The following is a 17,141-nucleotide window of genomic DNA, read 5'->3' on the forward strand; positions in this document are numbered from 1 at the left end:
CCCCGCCGGTGGGCGACGCCTTCCCGTACCCCCCCGACGCCGGGCGGGCGGCCCTCCCGGTATGCCCCACCACCGGACGGGCGGCACCGTCCGGTACGCCCCACCGCCGGGCGGGCCGCGCCCACCGGCGCGATCCGCCGCGCCACGGGCGGCACTCCTCGGCGCGAGCCGCCGGGCGAGGCGACATCATCCGATCGCGATACGACCCGCCACCACAGCCGGTCCCGGCACCGGTCAGCTCTTGTACGTGGCCGTCACTGCCAGAAGATGCCGGTCACCTGGATCTGCGGCTCGGCCACACGGTCGGTGAAGGTGAAGTCCATCCAGCCACGGCCGCCGTCCACCCAGATGGTGTGTTCGCCTCGCGGCCGGGTGGAACGCTTCGGCTCGACGCCGTCGAGGTGGTAGGGGTTCTTCGCCGTGATCAATTCGAAGGCGGCATCCTGGAACAGCTCCCTGACCTCGGGCGGTAACGAGTCTCGGTACGTGCGGCTGGCCGTCGTGTGGTCCAGCTGCCACGGCGGCCCCCGAAACTCGTCTTCGCTCACTGGCCCGGCTCCAGGGCCTGCACAGCGGAGTGGATCTGGGAGAGTTCCTCGCTCAGCGCCTTGAACTCCTGCGCGTCTGCGGCGGCGGTGATACGCGCCTCGAGATCGGCGACGCGAGCCGCCAGTCTGGGGTCCCGGTCGATGGCATAGATCCCCCACCAGCGGGCGACGAAAGCGGGGACGGGGGCCAGATCGAAGGTATCGGCGATCTGCCGCTTCCACTCGGCGTCGAACTGAGAGAGGAGCGGTCTCGTCGCGTCGGTGAGCCCGATGGCGCGACGCAGCGCCTTGGGCGTGCGCTCGGGCATGGGCGGGATGGGCGAGGCCGGGTCTGAGGCGGTGGTCATCGGCTACTCCTCGGGGATACGGCATTGACAGTATCGGCGCGATGGCGCATCGCTCGCCTCCTTCGGACCTTTCGCCCCGCCCGCCCCCTGGGCCGGTGGAACCGCCACTCGCGGGAGGACCCGGAGGAGGCGGCCGCCGCCCGTGGCGAATCGCGCCCTCGCCGTCCGGCGGTCACGGGCAGGCGACCTCCGCCCAGACCGTCTTGCCCGGACCCTGCCGTGCGGCCACGCCCCAGCGGGACGCCACCGCGTCGACCAGGACCAGGCCCCGGCCCCTCTCCGCGCCGGCGGGCGCGAGGAGCCGGACCGGCGGCGTGGGGTGCGTGTCGGACACCTCCACCCGTACGGTCCGCGCGCCCCGGTCCCGTACGAGCCGCAACGCGAAGTCCCGCCCCGGCACGCGCCCGTGGAGCACGGCGTTCGCGGTCAGCTCCCCGACGACGAGAAGTACGGCATCCCCGGTCCGACCGCCGGTCGGTACGCCCCACACGTGGAGCTGGTGCGCGGCCAGCACCCGCGCGAGCCGCGCCCCACGGCGGGTGGACGAGAAACGCTGCACGAACACACTGACGGTGACGCCCTCTTGGGCCGGTACGACTGGCATGCGGCCAGCGTCGCGGGCGGATGATACCCGTCACCAGGTACATCACTGGTACAAAACGATCTGTACCAGCTCACCGACTGGACTGCGTGAGTCACACACGGTGATGATTCCTCCGTGGGTGAGACAGACCGGAGGCAGGCGGCCATGGCAATGGACAAGGGCGATGCGGTAGCGGACACCGAACTGTCCGACAGCCTCAAGGTGTTCGGTGCCGTACTGAAGGCCCTGCGGGAGGGCGGGCGTCTCACACAGGAGGACTTCGCCCCGAAGGTGCGGTACTCGGTGCATTACATCGCGAAGATCGAGCAGGGCAAGCGTTTCCCGCCGCGTGATCTCCCCTCGCGGGTGGAACCCATCCTGGGCGAGTTGGCGGCGAACGTCCTCAAGGCTGCGGCGAAGCCCCTGCGGCGCAAGGCGGGCGTGGCGTCTTGGTTCCACCACTGGGTGGGCATCGAGGAGGAGGCCCTGACCCTGTACGCGTACGAGTGCCGCGTGGTGCCGGGGCTGTTGCAGGTCGAGCCGTACGCCCGCCGAGTCATGGAATGTCACCTGCCCCTGGCGACCGAGGAACAGGTGGAAACGAGGCTCGCCGCACGACTGGACCGGCAACGACTGCTGACGGAACGGCAGACCACTTCGTTCGGCTTCATCATCGAGCAGTCCGTGATCGAGCGCTGCTTCGGCGGTCCCGAAGTCACCCGCTGCCTCATCGACCACCTGCTGCGATGCGCCCGGCTCCGTAACGTCGAACTACTGATCATGCCGACTCGTGGGCCGGAACACGCGGGTCTCTACGGGCCGATGTACCTCGCGGAGACGCCGGGGAACGAGTGGATCGGATACGTGGAGGGCCAGGAAGCCAGCCTCCTCATTACCAACCCGAAGCACGTCAGTGGGATGCTCCAGCGCTATGGCAGGATGCGTTCACAGGCTCTCGACCCGGATGCTTCGATGAGTCTGTTGGAGCAACTGCAAGGAGCCGTATGAGTGCTACAGGTCTGCACTGGTTCAAAAGCAGCTACAGCGACCCTGGCGGCGGCAACTGCGTCGAAGTCGCGCACGCTCCCCGCACCGTCCACGTCCGTGACTCCAAGGACACCCGCCTCACCCCCCTCGCCGTCTCCCCCGCAGCCTGGGCCGCCTTCACCGCGTACGCCGCGAACACCCGCCGCTGAGGCGTAGGGCGTAGACGGCCGGTGGTCAGCCGTTCAGCCAGTCCCCGGGCACGGACTCCCGCAACCGGTCCAGTGCCTCCTCCGTGCGTGCACGCGCCTGGAGGCAGAGGCCGTCCAGTTCGCGGATGAGGACATCGGGGCCGGCGAACCAGCGCATGTCGCGGCCGATATCCGGCAGCTCCTGGAACACGGGCTCCCACGTGATCTCCTCACCGTCCACCTCCAGGTAGTCGGTGAATCCGTCGGGGGACTGAACCGTCTCGGACATGACCATCTCGACGCAGGCGACCGTCAGGCTCGACTCCCAGGTCTCCCAGCGTTCCTGTGACGGGTCGGCGAGGTCGGCGCGCATCACGGTGCCGGGGTCCTCGCGGTGCAGGTCGTCCAGCGTGACGCCCCAGGAGACGGTGCCTTGGTTCTCGACCCGGTACACGAGCGCGCCGTCGGTCACGTACAACTTCTCGGGCGGCAGCAGCGTGTCGTGGTTGCTCGTGAGGTCGGTGCGCCGTCCGAAGAGCAGATGCGCCTCGCGGAGTGGTGCCGGCAGGTTCAGGCCGAGACGCCGTTCGGCCGCCTCCAGCTCGGCGGGGCTCCAGCCGTCGCCCGGACGCAACGGCTGCCGCCAGTAGGCGCTGAAGTCGGCGATGAAGCGCCAGGCCCGCGCGCGGTCGTGCAGAACACCGGTCATCCCGGCGCGAACATCGAAGGTGTCGGTCATGCCCGCACCATAGGGCCGCGCTCGGACACCGCCGGTTCGCGGGCGGGTGGAACCGTGCCCGGCGCCGGGGCGCGGGATAGGTTCGGGCCCATGAGGTACGCGTTCTCGACGCTCGGGGTGCCGGGCATGCCCGTGGCCGATGTCGTACGGCTCGCCGCCGAGTGCGGCTACGACGGGGTGGAGCTGCGCGCCCACCCGGAGGAGCCGGTGCACCCGGGGCTGGTCGCGCATGAACGGCGTGACGTGGTCGCTGAGTTCGATCGCGCGGGCGTCGAGATCCTGACCGTCGCCGGGTACGCGCGCGTGGCGGAGGCGGGGGACGACGAGCCCGTGTACGAGGAGCTGCACCGGCTGCTGTATCTGGCGGCCGACCTGGGAGCACCGTACGTGCGGGTCTTCCCCGGCGGCGGCGACCAGCCTCGGGAGGCGGCCGACGCGACGGCCGCGCGGCGGCTCGGCACGGCGGCGGAGGTCGCGGCGGACCTGGGCGTACGGATCCTGCTGGAGACGCACGACTCGCACCGCACCGGCGCGGACGCGGCGCGCGTCGTGGCGACGGTCGGGCACCGGAACGTGGGCGTCCTGTGGGACGTGATGCACACCTGGCTGGGTGGTGAGGCCCCGGCGACGACGTACGCGGCTGTGGCGCCGTACCTGGGCTACGTCCAGGTCAAGGACATCGCGTCGGCCGGCGACACGACGCCCCTCCCGCTGGGGGCCGGGGTGCTGCCGCTCGCGGAGTGCGTGTCCCTGCCGGTCGGCGACGACACCTGGGTCTGCTGGGAGTACGAGAAGCGCTGGTACCCGCACGCGGCCGCGTTCGAGCCCCTCCTGGCACCGGCCCGGGAGTACCTGCGCGGACTGCGGTGACGCGCCGGGCCGGACGGTGACGCGCCGCGCCGGACGGTGACTCCCGGGCGGCCCGTGCGCCCTGGACGGCCCGGACGCCCTGGACGGCCCGGACGCCCCGTAGAGCCCGGACAGGCGGCCGCACGGCCGCCCGGGTCGCGGGTGCTGTCCGGGACACCCCCGCACCGGCACCGCAGCCACACCCCGCACCCGCATACGCACCCGCACCCGCACCCGCACCCGGGCAAGCGGAATGCGGAACCCCGGCCCCGGCCCGCTCGTCCAACCGGGCGTGCTGCCGGTGAGTCACCGCAGAGCGGTGTCGGCCGTCGCTGCTGGCCGCACGGGCCGACTCCCTCTCCCACCGCCTGCGGCCGGCAGCACCCCGCCGCCGACGCGCCCCCTCCCATAGCGCCGGTGGCGGGCCCAGCGCCGGTGGCGGGCCCAGCGCCGGTCGCGGGCCCAGCGCCGGTGACCGGCCGGGCGGGTGTGTTCTTCGGATTTTCCGACGTGTGCTGCGCGCATCCTTGACCTGGCAGTTACTTTCCGGCTATCCGTGACTTCTTGGAAGTTTCCTTCAGTCCCCCTCGTCACGATGTCCCGCACGGCCGGAAGGAGCACCAGTGCACCACCGCGCCACCTCCAGACGTACGTTCCTCACCGCTACCGCCGCCGCCACCGCCCTCGCCGCCACCGGGTTCGGCGGCGCCGGTACCGCCGCCGCGCGACCCGCCGCGTCGCCCGCCGCCACGGCCGAGACCGACCGGCGGCTCGCCCGGGTCGCCTCCCGCATGAGCCTTGAGGAGAAGGTCGGGCAGCTCTTCGTCACGCGGGTCTACGGGCACTCCGCCACCGACCCCGACCAGGCCGACATCGACGCCAACCTGCGCGAGCTCGGCGTACGGACGGCCGCCGAGCTGATCGAGCGTTACCACGTCGGCGGCGTCATCTACTTCGCCTGGGCGCACAACACCCGCGACCCCCACCAGATCGCCGCCCTCTCCAACGGGATCCAGCGCGCCGCGCTCGCGCAGCCCACACCCATCCCGCTCCTCATCTCCACCGACCAGGAGCACGGCATAGTGGCCCGCGTCGGCATGCCCGCCACCCTGATGCCGGGCGCCATGGCGCTCGGGGCCGCCGGATCGCGCACCGCCGCCCGGAGCGCGGCGCGGGTCGCGGGGACCGAGCTGGCCGCGCTGGGCATCCGCCAGAACTACGCGCCCGTGGCCGACGTCAACGTCAACCCGGCCAACCCCGTGATCGGCGTCCGCTCCTTCGGCGCCGATCCGCAGGCGGTGGCCGGTCTGGTCGCCGCGCAGGTCACCGGGTACCAGCGGGCGGGGATCGCGGCGACGGCCAAGCACTTCCCGGGGCACGGCGACACCACCGACGACAGCCACACCAAGCTGCCGTACATCCACCACACCGTCGAGCAGTGGCAGACCCTCGACGCGCCGCCGTTCCGCGCGGCCATCGCCGCCGGCGTCGACGCGATCATGACGGCGCACATCGTGGTGCCGTCGCTGGACCCCGCCGAGGACCCGGCCACGCTCTCCCGCCCCATCCTCACCGGGATCCTGCGGGAGCGGCTCGGCTACGAGGGGGTCGTGGTGACCGACTCGCTCGGTATGGAGGGCGTACGGACGAAGTACGGCGACGACCGGGTGCCGGTCCTGGCGCTGAAGGCGGGCTGCGACCAGCTCCTCAACCCGCCGAAGCTCTCCGTCGCCTGGAACGCCGTCCTCACCGCCGTACGGCAGGGGGAGATCACCGAGGCGCGGCTCGATGAATCGATTCTTCGGATCCTGCGGCTCAAGGCGAAGCTCGGCCTGCTGCGCGATCCGTACGTCACGCACGACCGTGTCGACCGCATCGTCGGCAAGCACGCCCACCTCGACGCGGCCGACCGCATCGCGGAGGCGAGCACGACCCTGCTGCTCAACTCCGGCAGCCTGCTGCCACTGAGCACCGCCCGGCAGCCGAACCTGCTCGTGGCCGGCGCCGACCTGGCCTCACCGTCGGGGACGACCGGCCCGCCCACCACCACGCTCAGCACCGCGCTCGGGGAACTGGGCTTCCGGGTGACGACCCTGCCGACGGGTACGGCGCCGACCGCCGCAAAGATCGACGAGGCCGTAGCCGCCACGGAGGGCAAGGACGCCGTCGTCGTCGCCACGTACAACGTCTCTGCGACGAGTCCGCAGCGCACGCTCGTCACCCGGCTCGCGGCGACCGGGGTGCCCGTCATCACGGTCTCGATCCGCAACCCGTACGACATCGCGCGGCTCGACGGCCAGCGGGCCACCCTCGCCACGTACTCCTGGACGGACGTCGAACTCCGCGCCGCCGCCCGCGTCATCGCCGGCACGGTCGCCCCCCGAGGCCGCCTCCCCGTACCCGTGCAACGCGCGGACGACCCGACCCGCGTGCTCTACCCGATGGGCCACGGCCTGTCGTACTAGCCAGTCTCGCCGCCCCACGCGGCCGGCGGGGACGGGGGCGGGGCAACACGCGGACGGGCCGCGCGGCGCGGTCGGGGACCGGGGCGCGCGGCCCGTGGGTGGAGGCGGGGTGTTACAGGCGCGGGGCGCGGTCGCGGGCGGTCTCCGCCTTGTCGAGGCGCGCGTCGTAGCGGCCGAGCGGCTTGGCGCGGTCGGGGTCGGCCTGGACGGCGGCCGGGGCGACGCCCGCCCACTCCAGGAGCCGGGCCGTGGCCTTGGCGCGGTCGTCCTCGGTCAGACCGGCGATGTTCGCGCCGTGGTTGGCGCCGGGCGCGGTGAAGACGTGGCTGTCGCGGGCGCCGCGGTCGACGCGGAACGGCTCCGCGCCCCACGGGTCGTTCTGCCCGTACACGAAGAGCATCTGGCGGGCGTTGGTGCGGACCCAGGAGTCCACGTCCCGCATCACCCACGGCTTGAACCGGATCGGGATGTCGTCCGGCACGAAGGTGTGCGCCGGCTGGTAGCCGTACCGGGTCAGGCCGTCGAGGTGGGCCATGCGCAGGCTCGGCGAGCCGAGTTCGGTGGACGCCTGGTAGTAGTACGGCGTGTAGGGCTCCAGGCCCTGGTCCGTGTAGAACGACCAGCCGGAGTAGGTGTCGATGGTCTCGTAGATCTCGTCGTCCGTGGCGGTCGCGGCGTCCGGCACGGAGGCGCAGTCGGCCTCGTTGTTGTACTGCCAGAAGCCCCAGACGAAGTCGAGGACGACCGCCTCGTACGCCTTGTCGGCGGTGCCCACGGTGGTGAAGGTGGCGCCTTCGGCGGTGGCCCAGTCCTGGTACTTCTTCTGCAGGCTCGTACGCCGCACCAGCGCCTCGCGCTGCATGGCGTTCAGCCGGTCGCGGCACTCCTGGGTGCCGACGTTCGCGAAGAACCGGTCGTACGCCGAGTCCTCGCGCTCCACGACGTCGTTCGGGGCGACGTACGCGACAACGCCGTCCATGTCACGCGGGTAGAAGCGCTCGTAGTACGTGGCGGTCATGCCGCCCTTGGAGCCGCCGGTGGAGATCCACTTGCGGTCGTAGATCTTCTTCAGCGCGGTGAACACCCGGTGCTGGTCCGACGCGGCCTGCCAGATGTCCAGCTTGGACCAGTCGGCGGGCTGCGGGCGGGACGGGGTGAAGAAGCGGTACTCCAGGGAGACCTGGTTGCCGTCCACGATCCGCGTCGGCTCGGAGCGGCGCGGGTTGGGGTTGACGAAGTAGCCGCTGGTGAAGAAGACGGTCGGGCGGCTGGTGTCCTTGTGCAGCAGCGTCAGGCGCTGCTGGAAGGTGCCCTTGAGGGGGCGGCGGTGGTCGACCGGCTGGGTGTAGCTGAGGACGAAGAAGCGGTAGCCCTCGTACGGCTTCTCCTCGACGAGGCTCATCCCGGGGATCGCCAGGATGCGGTCCTTGATGTCGGCGGTGGTTACGGCGGTGGTGCCGGTTGTGCTCGTGGTACTCGTGGTGCCGTTCACGGTGCTGTCCGGGCCGGCGGCGGTAGCCGTTCCGGCCGCGCTCACGGTGCCTATGAGCACCACGAGCGACAGCAGCCATCTGAGCGTCCTGCGCATGCGCCCTCCACTGGGTTCACAACGGTCGCCGTGAACCTAGCGGGCTCAACAGGCGTACCGCCAGACCCGGTTGGGGCGGTGGCGCGCGGTCACCGTGCTGTTCAGCAGAGGATCCAGCCCGTCGAGGCTCCCTTGCCCGCGATGTGACCCGACGCCCTGACGCAGCGGTTGAGCGCGTGTACGGTCACGGGCCCGGCCTGCCGCACGAAGTCGCCCTTGTCGGTGGCGGCCCGGCCGCCGCGCGGCTGGATGGACACGGACATGGCGCGGCGGGCGCCCGGCTTCTTGGCGACGGTGAGCGCGCACGCGTACTGGCGGCTCTTGTAGATCCGCAGCTCACCGGTGCTGAACGGGACGGTCTTGACCAGCCGTCCGGAGCACCCGGCGGCCGCGGCGGCCGGCTGGACTCCCGGGCCGCCGACCAGGAGCACCCCTACGGCGCAGACCACGGCGACAACGGTCCCCGGAATCCGGGACGGGAAGCGGGGGCGGGATCCGGATCGGGACCGGGATCCGGATGGGGATCCGGATGGGGATGGGGACGGGAATCGGGATGGGAATCGGGATCGGGATCGGGGCCGTTTCGCACCAGCCACAGCCCACGCCCCAGTCCCTGCCACAGCCCCACCGAACACGCTTGCTCCCCTTTGCCTCATGAGCGTACGTGCGTACGACGCGGCACCGGCCCGGACGGTTGCCCTCCGGATTCGCGGGCCATCGCCCTGTGCGAGCCATCGCCCTGCGCGAGCCATCGCCCTGCGCGAGCCATCGCCCTGCGGGGGCCGTCGCGCCTTGCGCGGCCCGTCACCCCCTGCGCCGCCCCCCCCTGCGCCGCCCGTCGCCCCCTGCGCCGGCCGTCGCCCCCCTGCGCGGCCCGTCACCCCGCGCGGGCCGTCACCCCGCGCGTCGGCCGTCGGCGTGCGCGTCGGCCGTCGGCGTGCGTCGGCCGACGCCGTGCTCAGGCCGTCCGTGCCGGTTCCGCCTCGCCGACGAACGTCCGCCACAGCTCGGCGTACCGGCCGTCCCCGGCGAGGAGTTCGTCGTGGGTGCCGTCCTCCGCCACGCGGCCGTGGTCCATGACCACCACCCGGTCGGCGCGGGCCGCCGTGGTGAGGCGGTGGGCGACCACCAGGGTCGTGCGGCGGCCGGCCAGCCGGTCGGTGGCCTGGTTCACCTGGGCCTCCGTCGCCAGGTCGAGGGCCGCCGTCGCCTCGTCGAGCAGCAGCACGTCCGGGTTCACCAGCTCGGCGCGCGCGAGGGCGATCAACTGGCGCTGGCCCGCCGACAGGTTGCGCCCGCGCTCGGCGACCTCGTGGAGGTAGCCGCCGTCCAGCGTGGCGATCATGTCGTGCGCGCCGACCGCGCGGGCCGCCGCCTCCACATCGGCGTCGGTGGCGTCGGGGCGCCCGTACGCGATGGCGTCGCGGACCGTGCCCGCGAAGAGGTACGCCTCCTGCGGGACGACACCGAGGCGGTGCCGGTACGCCGTGAGGTCCAGGTCCCGCAGGTCGGCGCCGTCGACGGTGACGCGGCCCTCCGTCGGGTCGTAGAACCGGGCGACCAGCTTGACCAGCGTCGACTTGCCCGCGCCGGTCTCGCCGACGAACGCGACGGTCTGCCCGGCCGGGATGCGCAGGTCGACGCCGGTGAGGGCGGGCTCGTCGGTGCCGTACGCGAACGACACCTTCTCGAACGCGATGTCCCCGCGCAGCTCGCGCACCGGCTTCGGGTCGGCGGGCGGCGCCGTCGACGTCGGCTCCCGCAGCAGTTCCTGCATCCGGCCGAGCGAGACCGATGCCTGCTGGTAGCCGTCGAACACCTGCGACAGCTGCTGGACGGGCGCGAAGAACAGGTCGATGTAGAGCAGGTACGCGACGAGCGCGCCCGTCGTGAGCGTGCCCGCCTGGATCCGGCCGGCGCCCACAACCAGCACCGCCGCCGCGGCCACGGACGACAGCAGCTGGACGAACGGGAAGTAGACGGAGATCAGCCACTGGCCGCGCACCCGGGCCTGGCGGTAGTCGAGGCTGCGGTCGGTGAACCGCCGCGCGCCCGACCGCTCGCGCCGGAACGCCTGCACGATCCGCAGCCCGGCCACCGACTCCTGCAGGTCGGCGTTGACGACGCTGATCCGCTCGCGTGCCAGCTCGTACGCCTTGACGCTGGCGCGCCGGAAGAAGAACGTGGCGACCACCAGCAGCGGCAGCGTCGCGAAGACGACCAGGGCCAGCTGTACGTCGATCACGACGAGCGCGACCATGATGCCGAGGAAGGTGACCACCGAGACGAACGCGGTGACCAGGCCGGTCTGGAGGAACGTCGACAGGGCGTCCACGTCGGTCGTCATCCGGGTCATGATCCGCCCGGTGAGCTCGCGCTCGTAGTAGTCCAGGCCGAGGCGCTGGAGCTGCGCGAAGATCTTCAGCCGCAGCGCGTACAGGACCCGTTCGCCGGTGCGTCCCGTCATCCGGATCTCGCCGGTCTGCGCCGCCCACTGCACGACCACCGACAGCAGGGCCAGCGCGGACGCCGCCCACACCGCGCCCAGCGACAGCTGCGTCACGCCCTCGTCGATGCCGTGCCGGATCAGCACCGGCAGCAGCAGGCCCATGCCCGCGTCGACGGCGACGAGCCCGAGGCTGATCAGCAGCACGGGCCCGAAGCCGCGCAGCAGCCTGCGCAGCCCGTAGGACTCCTCGGGCCGTACCGCCCGCGCCTCGTCCACGTCCGGGGTGTCGTTCGCCGGGGGCAGCGCCTCGACCTGGGCGAGCAGTTCGGGGGTCGCGCCGGGGGCCGGCGTCTCCCCGGCCGCTTCGGCGTCCCGCTCCCAGAGCCTGGGGGTGATACCGCGTTCCGCGTCGAACTCGGCGTCCAGCTCGTCCCGTACGGTCCGGTCGTCCTCGTCCCGCTCCGCGGCGGGCGGGAGGTGGCCGGGCGAGACGCCGCCGAGTTCGTCGGGGTCGGTGAGGAGCCGCCGGTAGAGCGCCGAACGGCGCTCCAGCTCCTCGTGGGTGCCGATGTCGGAGAGCCGCCCGTCGTCCAGGACGGCGATCCGGTCGGCCAGGTTCAGGGTGGAGCGGCGGTGGGCGATGAGGAGGGTGGTGCGGCCCGCCATGACGGAGCGCAGGGCCTCGTGGATCTCGTGCTCGACCCGGGCGTCCACCGCGGAGGTCGCGTCGTCCAGGAGCAGCAGCCGGGGGTCGGTGAGGATGGCGCGGGCGAGCGCGATGCGCTGGCGCTGGCCGCCGGAGAGGGTCAGTCCGTGTTCGCCGACCTTGGTGTCGTACCCGTCGGGGAGTTCGGCGATGAACCGGTCGGCCTGGGCGGCCTGGGCCGCCGTACGGATGTCGTCGTCGGTGGCGTCGGGCCTGCCGAAGGCGATGTTGGCGCGGACGGTGTCGGAGAACAGGAAGCTGTCCTCGGGGACGAGTCCGATGGCGGCGCGCAGCGACTCGGTGGTCAGCTCGCGCACGTCGTGGCCGCCGACGAGGACGGCGCCGTGCGTCACGTCGTAGAAGCGGGGCAGGAGCAGCGACACGGTGGACTTGCCGCTGCCCGACGAGCCGACGACGGCGACGGTCTCGCCGGGCCTGATCTCCAGCGAGAACCCGTCGAGGACCGGGCGGCCGTCCTGGTAGGCGAAGGACAGGTCGTCGAACTCGACACTCGCCGGGGCGTCGGCGGGCAGCTCCCTGGTGCCGTCCTGGAGGGCGGGTTCGGTGTCGATGAGCTCAAGGACGCGTTCGACGCCGGCGCGGGCCTGCTGTCCGACGGTGAGGACCATGGCCAGCATCCGGACCGGTCCGACGAGCTGCGCGAGGTACGTGGAGAACGCGACGAAGGTGCCCAGGGTGATCTGGCCGCGGGTGGCGAGCCAGCCGCCCAGCGCCAGCATGGCGACCTGGCCGAGCGCGGGCACCGCCTGGAGGGCGGGGGTGTAGCGGGCGTTCAGCTTGATGGTGCGCAGCCGCCCGGCGAACAGGGTGCGGCTGGCGGCGCGGATCTTGCCGGTCTCCTGGTCCTCCTGGCCGAAGCCCTTGACGACGCGTACGCCGGTGACGGCTCCGTCCACGACGCCGGCGACATGGGCGGCCTGGGTCTGCGCGTACCAGGTGGCGGGGTGCAGCCGGACGCGGCTGCGCTTGGCGATGAACCACAGGGCGGGGGCGACGGCGAGCGCGACGAGGGTGAGCGGCAGCGACAGCCAGGCCATGATGCCGAGGGAGATGCCGAACAGCAGGAAGTTCCCGATGGTCATCGGGAGCATGAACAGCAGGCCCTGGATGAGCTGGAGGTCGCTGGTGGCGCGGCCGACGACCTGGCCGGTCGACAGCTCGTCCTGGCGCCGCCCGTCGAGCCGGCTGATCGTGCCGTACATCTCGGTGCGCAGGTCGTGCTGGACGTCGAGCGCGAGCCGCCCGCCGTAGTAGCGGCGGATGTACGTCATGACGTACACGACGACCGCGGCGGCGATCAGCAGCCCGGTCCATACGGCGAGGGAGCGGGTTCCGGCGCCGATGACGTCGTCGATGACGACCTTGGTGATCAGCGGGACGAGTGCCATGACGGCCATGCCGCCGAGGGACGATCCGAGGGCGAGCAGGACGTCGGCCCGGTGCCGCCAGGCGTACCCCCACAGGCGTCGCGCCCAGCCCTGGTCCACGGCCCGTGCCGCTGTTCGTTCCCCCGCCGACGACTCCACGGTCCGCCTCCTGCTGATGTCCGCTGCTCTGCTGATGTCCGCTGATCTGGTGAACGTCCGCTGCTCTACCGGAAGGCTCCAACAGGCCGGAGACCGGTTTTCATCCCGTTCCGGCCCGGCGGAGGCGAACTCCGGACTTTGGTCCTAGGCCGGTCCGCCCAGGTCCGCCCGTCGGTCCATGGGCCCGTCGGCCTCCAGGCCCGGCTGGCCGTCCGCCCATCGGCCCGGCTGGATCGGCGGCCCGGCGCCCCGGATATCACCACGTCCATGACAACGCTACGGAATCGACGCGCCTCGTTCACACACAGGTGACCGTGTCCATGTCACTCTCCCGTTGCCGCACTCTCAACCCGCGTAGACAGCCCCGCTCTACGCGCGTCACCGCATCGGGAAAGGCTTCCCCGCCATGTCATCGCCGCTCCCCCGCTCCCTACGCCGCTGGCAGACGCCCCTCCTGACCGCCGCGCTCCTCGTCGGCACCGCCGCGCCCGCCGCCACGGCGGCACCGGCCCCCGAGACGGCCACCACCACCGCGTACGACGACACGTACTACGCGAACGCGGCCGGCAAGTCCGGAACGGCCCTCAAGAGCGCCCTGCACTCGGTCATCAGCAACCAGAGCAAGATCTCGTACTCGGCGGTCTGGGAAGCGCTGAAGGCCACCGACCAGGACCCGGCCAACAGCGCCAACGTGATCCTGCTGTACAGCGGGAAGTCCCGCAGCAAGTCCCTCAACGGCGGCGACGTCGGCGACTGGAACCGCGAGCACGTGTGGGCCAAGTCCCACGGCGACTTCGGCACCTCCACCGGGCCCGGCACCGACCTGCACCACCTCCGCCCCGAGGACGTGACGGTCAACAACATCCGCGGCAACAAGGACTTCGACCGGGGCGGCAGCGCGGTGAGCGGCGCGCCCGGCAGCTACACCGACTCCAACTCGTTCGAGCCGCGCAACGCCGTCAAGGGTGACGTGGCGCGCATGATCCTCTACATGGCCGTCCGCTACGAGGGCACCGACGGCTGGCCCGACCTGGAGCCCAACGACTCCGTCACCAACAGCACCGCCCCGTACCACGGCCGGCTCTCCGTGCTGAAGCAGTGGAACGAGCAGGACCCGCCGGACGCCTTCGAGAAGCGGCGCAACGAGGTCATTTACGGCACGTACCAGCGCAACCGCAACCCGTTCATCGACCACCCGGAGTGGGTCGAGTCGATCTGGTGACCGCCCCGCCGGTCGGTCCGGTCGGTTCAGTCGAGCCGGTCGATCCGGTCGGTCCGGTCGATCCGGTCGATCCGGTCAGGCCCGGTGCGTCGGCGCGAACATCCTGAGCAGCGCCGGCAGCACGACCACGGAGGGGCCGGGGGTGGCGAGCGCCGCCCCCAGGTCCTCGCGCAGCGTCTCCGGGGTGGTGAGGGTCGCGGGGACGCCGAACGACTCCGCCAGGGCCGCGAAGTCCGGGCGGGTCAGGTCCGTTCCCGTCGGCGCGCCGAACTCCTCGGTCATGTACTCGCGGAGGATGCCGTAGCCGCCGTCGTCGACGATCAGCCAGGTCACCGGGAGGTCGTGCTGGCGGGCGGTGGCCAGTTCGGCGATCGAGTAGAGGGCGCCCCCGTCGCCGGAGACGGCCAGGACCGGGCCTGTCGGGTCGGCGACGGCGGCGCCGAGCGCGGCCGGGTAGGCGTAGCCGAGGCCGCCCGCGCCCTGGGCGGAGTGCATGGTGCCGGGGCGCCTCGCGTCGAAGGCCGACCAGGCCCAGTACGCCAGGATCGTCATGTCCCAGAAGCTGGGCGCCGTGTCGGGCAGGGCGGCGCGTACGGCGGCGAGCACCTGCCGTTCCAGGGCCAGGTCCTGGGCGTCCAGCCGCTCCCGTACCCGGTCGAGGACGGTACGGACGCGGTCGGCGGCCGTCGGGTCGTGGCGCTCCCCCACCGTCTCCAGCAGCGCGGACAGGGCGAGGCGGGCGTCGGCGTGGATGCCGAGCGCCGGGTGGTTGGACTCCAGCTTGCCGAGGTCGGCCTCGATCTGGATCACCCGGCCGCGCGGACGGAAGGTGTGGTAGTTCGAGGAGAGTTCGCCGAGCCCCGAGCCCACGACGAGGAGGACGTCGGCGTCCTCGAGGAAGTCGGTGGTGTGCCGGTCCTCCAGCCAGGACTGGAGGGAGAGCGGATGCTCCCAGGGGAAGGCACCCTTGCCGCCGAAGGTGGTGACGACGGGCGCGTCCAGCCGCTCGGCGAGCGCCCGCAGCTTGCCGGACGCGTCGGACCGTACGACCCCGCCGCCCGCGATGATCGCCGGGCGTTCGGCGGTCGCCAGGAGGTGCGCGGCGACGGCCGTCAGCTCGGGGCGCGGCGCGAGCTCGTGCGGGGTGGCGTCCATGGCGGTGACGGCCGGCAGGAGCGCCGGCGCGGTCAGCACGTCCTGCGGGATCTCCACCCAGACGGGGCCGTGCGGGGCGGTCAGCGCCGACTCCCAGGCGGCGGCGATCGCGGACGGGATCTGGGACGCCGTACGGGCGGTGTGGACCGACTTCACGATGTCGCGGAACGACGCCTGCTGGTCGCGCAGTTCGTGCAGGTGGCCGTGGCGCCCGCCGCCCAGGCCCGCCACGGGGACCTGGGCGCCGATGGCCAGTACGGGCGCGCTGGCGGCGGCCGCCTCCTGGAGCGCGGCGAGCGAGGTGAGCGCGCCCGGCCCCGCGGAGAGCAGCAGCGGCGCGGCCTCGCCGGTGATCCGGCCGTAGCCGTCGGCGGCGAAGCCCGCGTTGTTCTCCACGCGCAGCCCGACGTACCGCAGGTCGGAGCGGCGCAGCGCGTCGAACACGCCCAGCGCGTGCTGGCCGGGCAGACCGAACACCGTGGTGGCGCCCAGGCCGCGCAGGGTCTCGACGACGAGGTCGCCGCCGATCCGCCCCGGCGGCGGGTTCAGCGCGGCCTCGGTCTGCGCGGCCGTGGGGCGCAGGACGATGTCGTGGTCGTGGGTCATCGGACGGCCGCGGTCACTTCGCCGGTCGGGCGGCCGCGCTCTGCTCCCGGCCCTCCCTGGCGGCGGCGATCTGACGGGACATGATCGTCGTGAGCTCGTACGCGGTGTGGGAGGCGGCGACCGAGGTGATCTCGGCGTGGTCGTAGGCGGGGGCGACCTCGACGACGTCGGCGGAGACCAGGTTGCAGGAGGCGAGGCCGCGCAGGATCTCCAGCAGCTCACGGGAGGTCATGCCGCCGGCCTCGGGAGTGCCGGTGCCGGGCGCGTGCGCCGGGTCGAGGCAGTCGATGTCGATGGAGATGTACAGCGGGCGGTCGCCGATGCGCTGGCGGAGCTGGTCGGCGACCTCGTCGGCGCCGCGCCGGTAGACGTCGGCCGATGTGACGATGCCGAAGCCCATCTTCTCGTCGTCGGTGAGGTCCTGCTTGCCGTACAGCGGGCCGCGCGTGCCGACGTGGGAGAGCGCCTCGGTGTCGAGGATGCCCTCCTCGACGGCGCGGCGGAACGGGGTGCCGTGGGTGTACTCGGCGCCGAAGTAGGTGTCCCAGGTGTCGAGGTGGGCGTCGAAGTGGAGGAGGGCGACCGGGCCGTGCTTCTTGGCGACCGAGCGGAGGAGGGGCAGCGCGATGGTGTGGTCGCCGCCGAGGGTCATCAGGCGGGCGCCGGTGTTCAGGAGGTCGTCGGCGGCGGCCTCGACGGTCTCGACGGCCTCGTTGATGTTGAACGGGTTGACGGCGATGTCACCGCCGTCGGCGACCTGCGCGAGCGCGAACGGGGAGGCGTCCTGCGCCGGGTTGTAGGGGCGCAGCAGACGGGAGGCCTCGCGGATGGCGTTGCCGCCGAAGCGGGCGCCGGGCCGGTAGGAGACACCGGAGTCGAAGGGGACACCGACGACGGCGACATCGGCGGTGCCGACCTCGTCCAGGCGGGGCAGCCGGGCGAACGTCGCGGGGCCGGCGTACCGGGGGACGCGCGAGGAGTCGATGGGGCCGCGCGGCGTGTCGTTGCTGCTCATGGTCGGTGCCTTCTCTCGTACGGCCTGATGCGTTCGATACCGACCGTAAATGGCCGGAGAACGACACTGAAGTGTACGTTTCCTCCATTACTCGCGCCGGAAATGGAGGAAACGTCCATGGCGGAGCCACCCGCGCCGGAGCCGCCC

General features: G+C 72.3%; 14 protein-coding genes. 5 read left to right on the forward strand and 9 right to left on the reverse strand.

Features of this window, described 5'->3' with window-relative positions; translation table 11 throughout:
• Positions 1 to 254: 254 nt before the first annotated feature.
• From ACGF5U_RS04575 to ACGF5U_RS04585, 3 genes are all read right to left on the reverse strand, one after another.
• Positions 255 to 548: a hypothetical protein gene (locus ACGF5U_RS04575; protein WP_392712877.1), complete on the reverse strand. Its 294-nt coding sequence runs from the start codon at positions 546 to 548 to the stop codon at positions 255 to 257.
• The gene (locus ACGF5U_RS04580) at positions 545 to 895 is read right to left on the reverse strand and encodes a DUF6247 family protein (protein WP_392712878.1); all 351 of its coding nucleotides are present in this window, start codon (positions 893 to 895) and stop codon (positions 545 to 547) included. The genes ACGF5U_RS04575 and ACGF5U_RS04580 overlap by 4 nt, the downstream gene beginning before the upstream one ends.
• 172 nt (positions 896 to 1,067) lie before the next feature.
• A complete protein-coding gene (locus ACGF5U_RS04585) occupies positions 1,068 to 1,499 on the reverse strand; it encodes an ATP-binding protein (RefSeq protein ID WP_392712880.1) in 432 nt (143 codons plus the stop codon).
• Between the two features lie 144 nt (positions 1,500 to 1,643).
• On the opposite strand from ACGF5U_RS04585, the gene ACGF5U_RS04590 reads away from it, so the two are divergent.
• Together ACGF5U_RS04590 and ACGF5U_RS04595 are read left to right on the forward strand one after the other, a co-directional pair.
• Entirely contained in the window at positions 1,644 to 2,486 is an 843-nt protein-coding gene (locus tag ACGF5U_RS04590) for a Scr1 family TA system antitoxin-like transcriptional regulator (RefSeq protein WP_392818320.1), read from the forward strand.
• Positions 2,483 to 2,674, forward strand: coding sequence for a DUF397 domain-containing protein (locus ACGF5U_RS04595; protein WP_392712883.1), 192 nt, complete (start codon positions 2,483 to 2,485; stop codon positions 2,672 to 2,674). The genes ACGF5U_RS04590 and ACGF5U_RS04595 overlap by 4 nt, the downstream gene beginning before the upstream one ends.
• 25 nt (positions 2,675 to 2,699) lie before the next feature.
• Here the strand turns inward: ACGF5U_RS04595 and ACGF5U_RS04600 are convergent, their stop codons facing one another.
• Positions 2,700 to 3,392: an SMI1/KNR4 family protein gene (locus ACGF5U_RS04600; protein ID WP_392712885.1), complete on the reverse strand. Its 693-nt coding sequence runs from the start codon at positions 3,390 to 3,392 to the stop codon at positions 2,700 to 2,702.
• A 90-nt stretch (positions 3,393 to 3,482) separates the two neighbouring features.
• Between ACGF5U_RS04600 and ACGF5U_RS04605 the strand changes: the two genes are divergently transcribed.
• Together ACGF5U_RS04605 and ACGF5U_RS04610 are read left to right on the forward strand one after the other, a co-directional pair.
• Entirely contained in the window at positions 3,483 to 4,262 is a 780-nt protein-coding gene (locus ACGF5U_RS04605) for a sugar phosphate isomerase/epimerase family protein (RefSeq protein WP_392712887.1), read from the forward strand.
• A 602-nt stretch (positions 4,263 to 4,864) separates the two neighbouring features.
• Entirely contained in the window at positions 4,865 to 6,706 is a 1,842-nt protein-coding gene (locus ACGF5U_RS04610) for a glycoside hydrolase family 3 protein (RefSeq protein ID WP_392712888.1), read from the forward strand.
• Positions 6,707 to 6,818: 112 nt separating this feature from the next.
• Here the strand turns inward: ACGF5U_RS04610 and ACGF5U_RS04615 are convergent, their stop codons facing one another.
• From ACGF5U_RS04615 to ACGF5U_RS04625, 3 genes are all read right to left on the reverse strand, one after another.
• A complete protein-coding gene (locus ACGF5U_RS04615) occupies positions 6,819 to 8,294 on the reverse strand; it encodes a S28 family serine protease (protein ID WP_392712890.1) in 1,476 nt (491 codons plus the stop codon).
• Positions 8,295 to 8,395: 101 nt separating this feature from the next.
• A complete protein-coding gene (locus tag ACGF5U_RS04620; protein WP_392713201.1) occupies positions 8,396 to 8,764 on the reverse strand; it encodes a hypothetical protein in 369 nt (122 codons plus the stop codon).
• Positions 8,765 to 9,252: 488 nt separating this feature from the next.
• Positions 9,253 to 12,996: an ABC transporter ATP-binding protein gene (locus ACGF5U_RS04625; protein ID WP_392712892.1), complete on the reverse strand. Its 3,744-nt coding sequence runs from the start codon at positions 12,994 to 12,996 to the stop codon at positions 9,253 to 9,255.
• Between the two features lie 406 nt (positions 12,997 to 13,402).
• Here ACGF5U_RS04625 and ACGF5U_RS04630 point away from each other — a divergent pair, with 406 nt between their 5' ends.
• Positions 13,403 to 14,218: an endonuclease I family protein gene (locus ACGF5U_RS04630; protein WP_392712894.1), complete on the forward strand. Its 816-nt coding sequence runs from the start codon at positions 13,403 to 13,405 to the stop codon at positions 14,216 to 14,218.
• A 75-nt stretch (positions 14,219 to 14,293) separates the two neighbouring features.
• Here the strand turns inward: ACGF5U_RS04630 and ACGF5U_RS04635 are convergent, their stop codons facing one another.
• Positions 14,294 to 15,979, reverse strand: coding sequence for a thiamine pyrophosphate-binding protein (locus ACGF5U_RS04635; RefSeq protein ID WP_392712895.1), 1,686 nt, complete (start codon positions 15,977 to 15,979; stop codon positions 14,294 to 14,296).
• 13 nt (positions 15,980 to 15,992) lie between these two features.
• Complete coding sequence (speB, locus tag ACGF5U_RS04640) at positions 15,993 to 16,994, reverse strand: agmatinase (RefSeq protein ID WP_392712896.1); 1,002 nt, start codon at positions 16,992 to 16,994, stop codon at positions 15,993 to 15,995.
• Positions 16,995 to 17,141: the final 147 nt, after the last annotated feature.

Source organism: Streptomyces sp. NPDC047886 (assembly GCF_043204435.1).
In the GTDB taxonomy this organism is placed as follows: domain Bacteria; phylum Actinomycetota; class Actinomycetes; order Streptomycetales; family Streptomycetaceae; genus Streptomyces.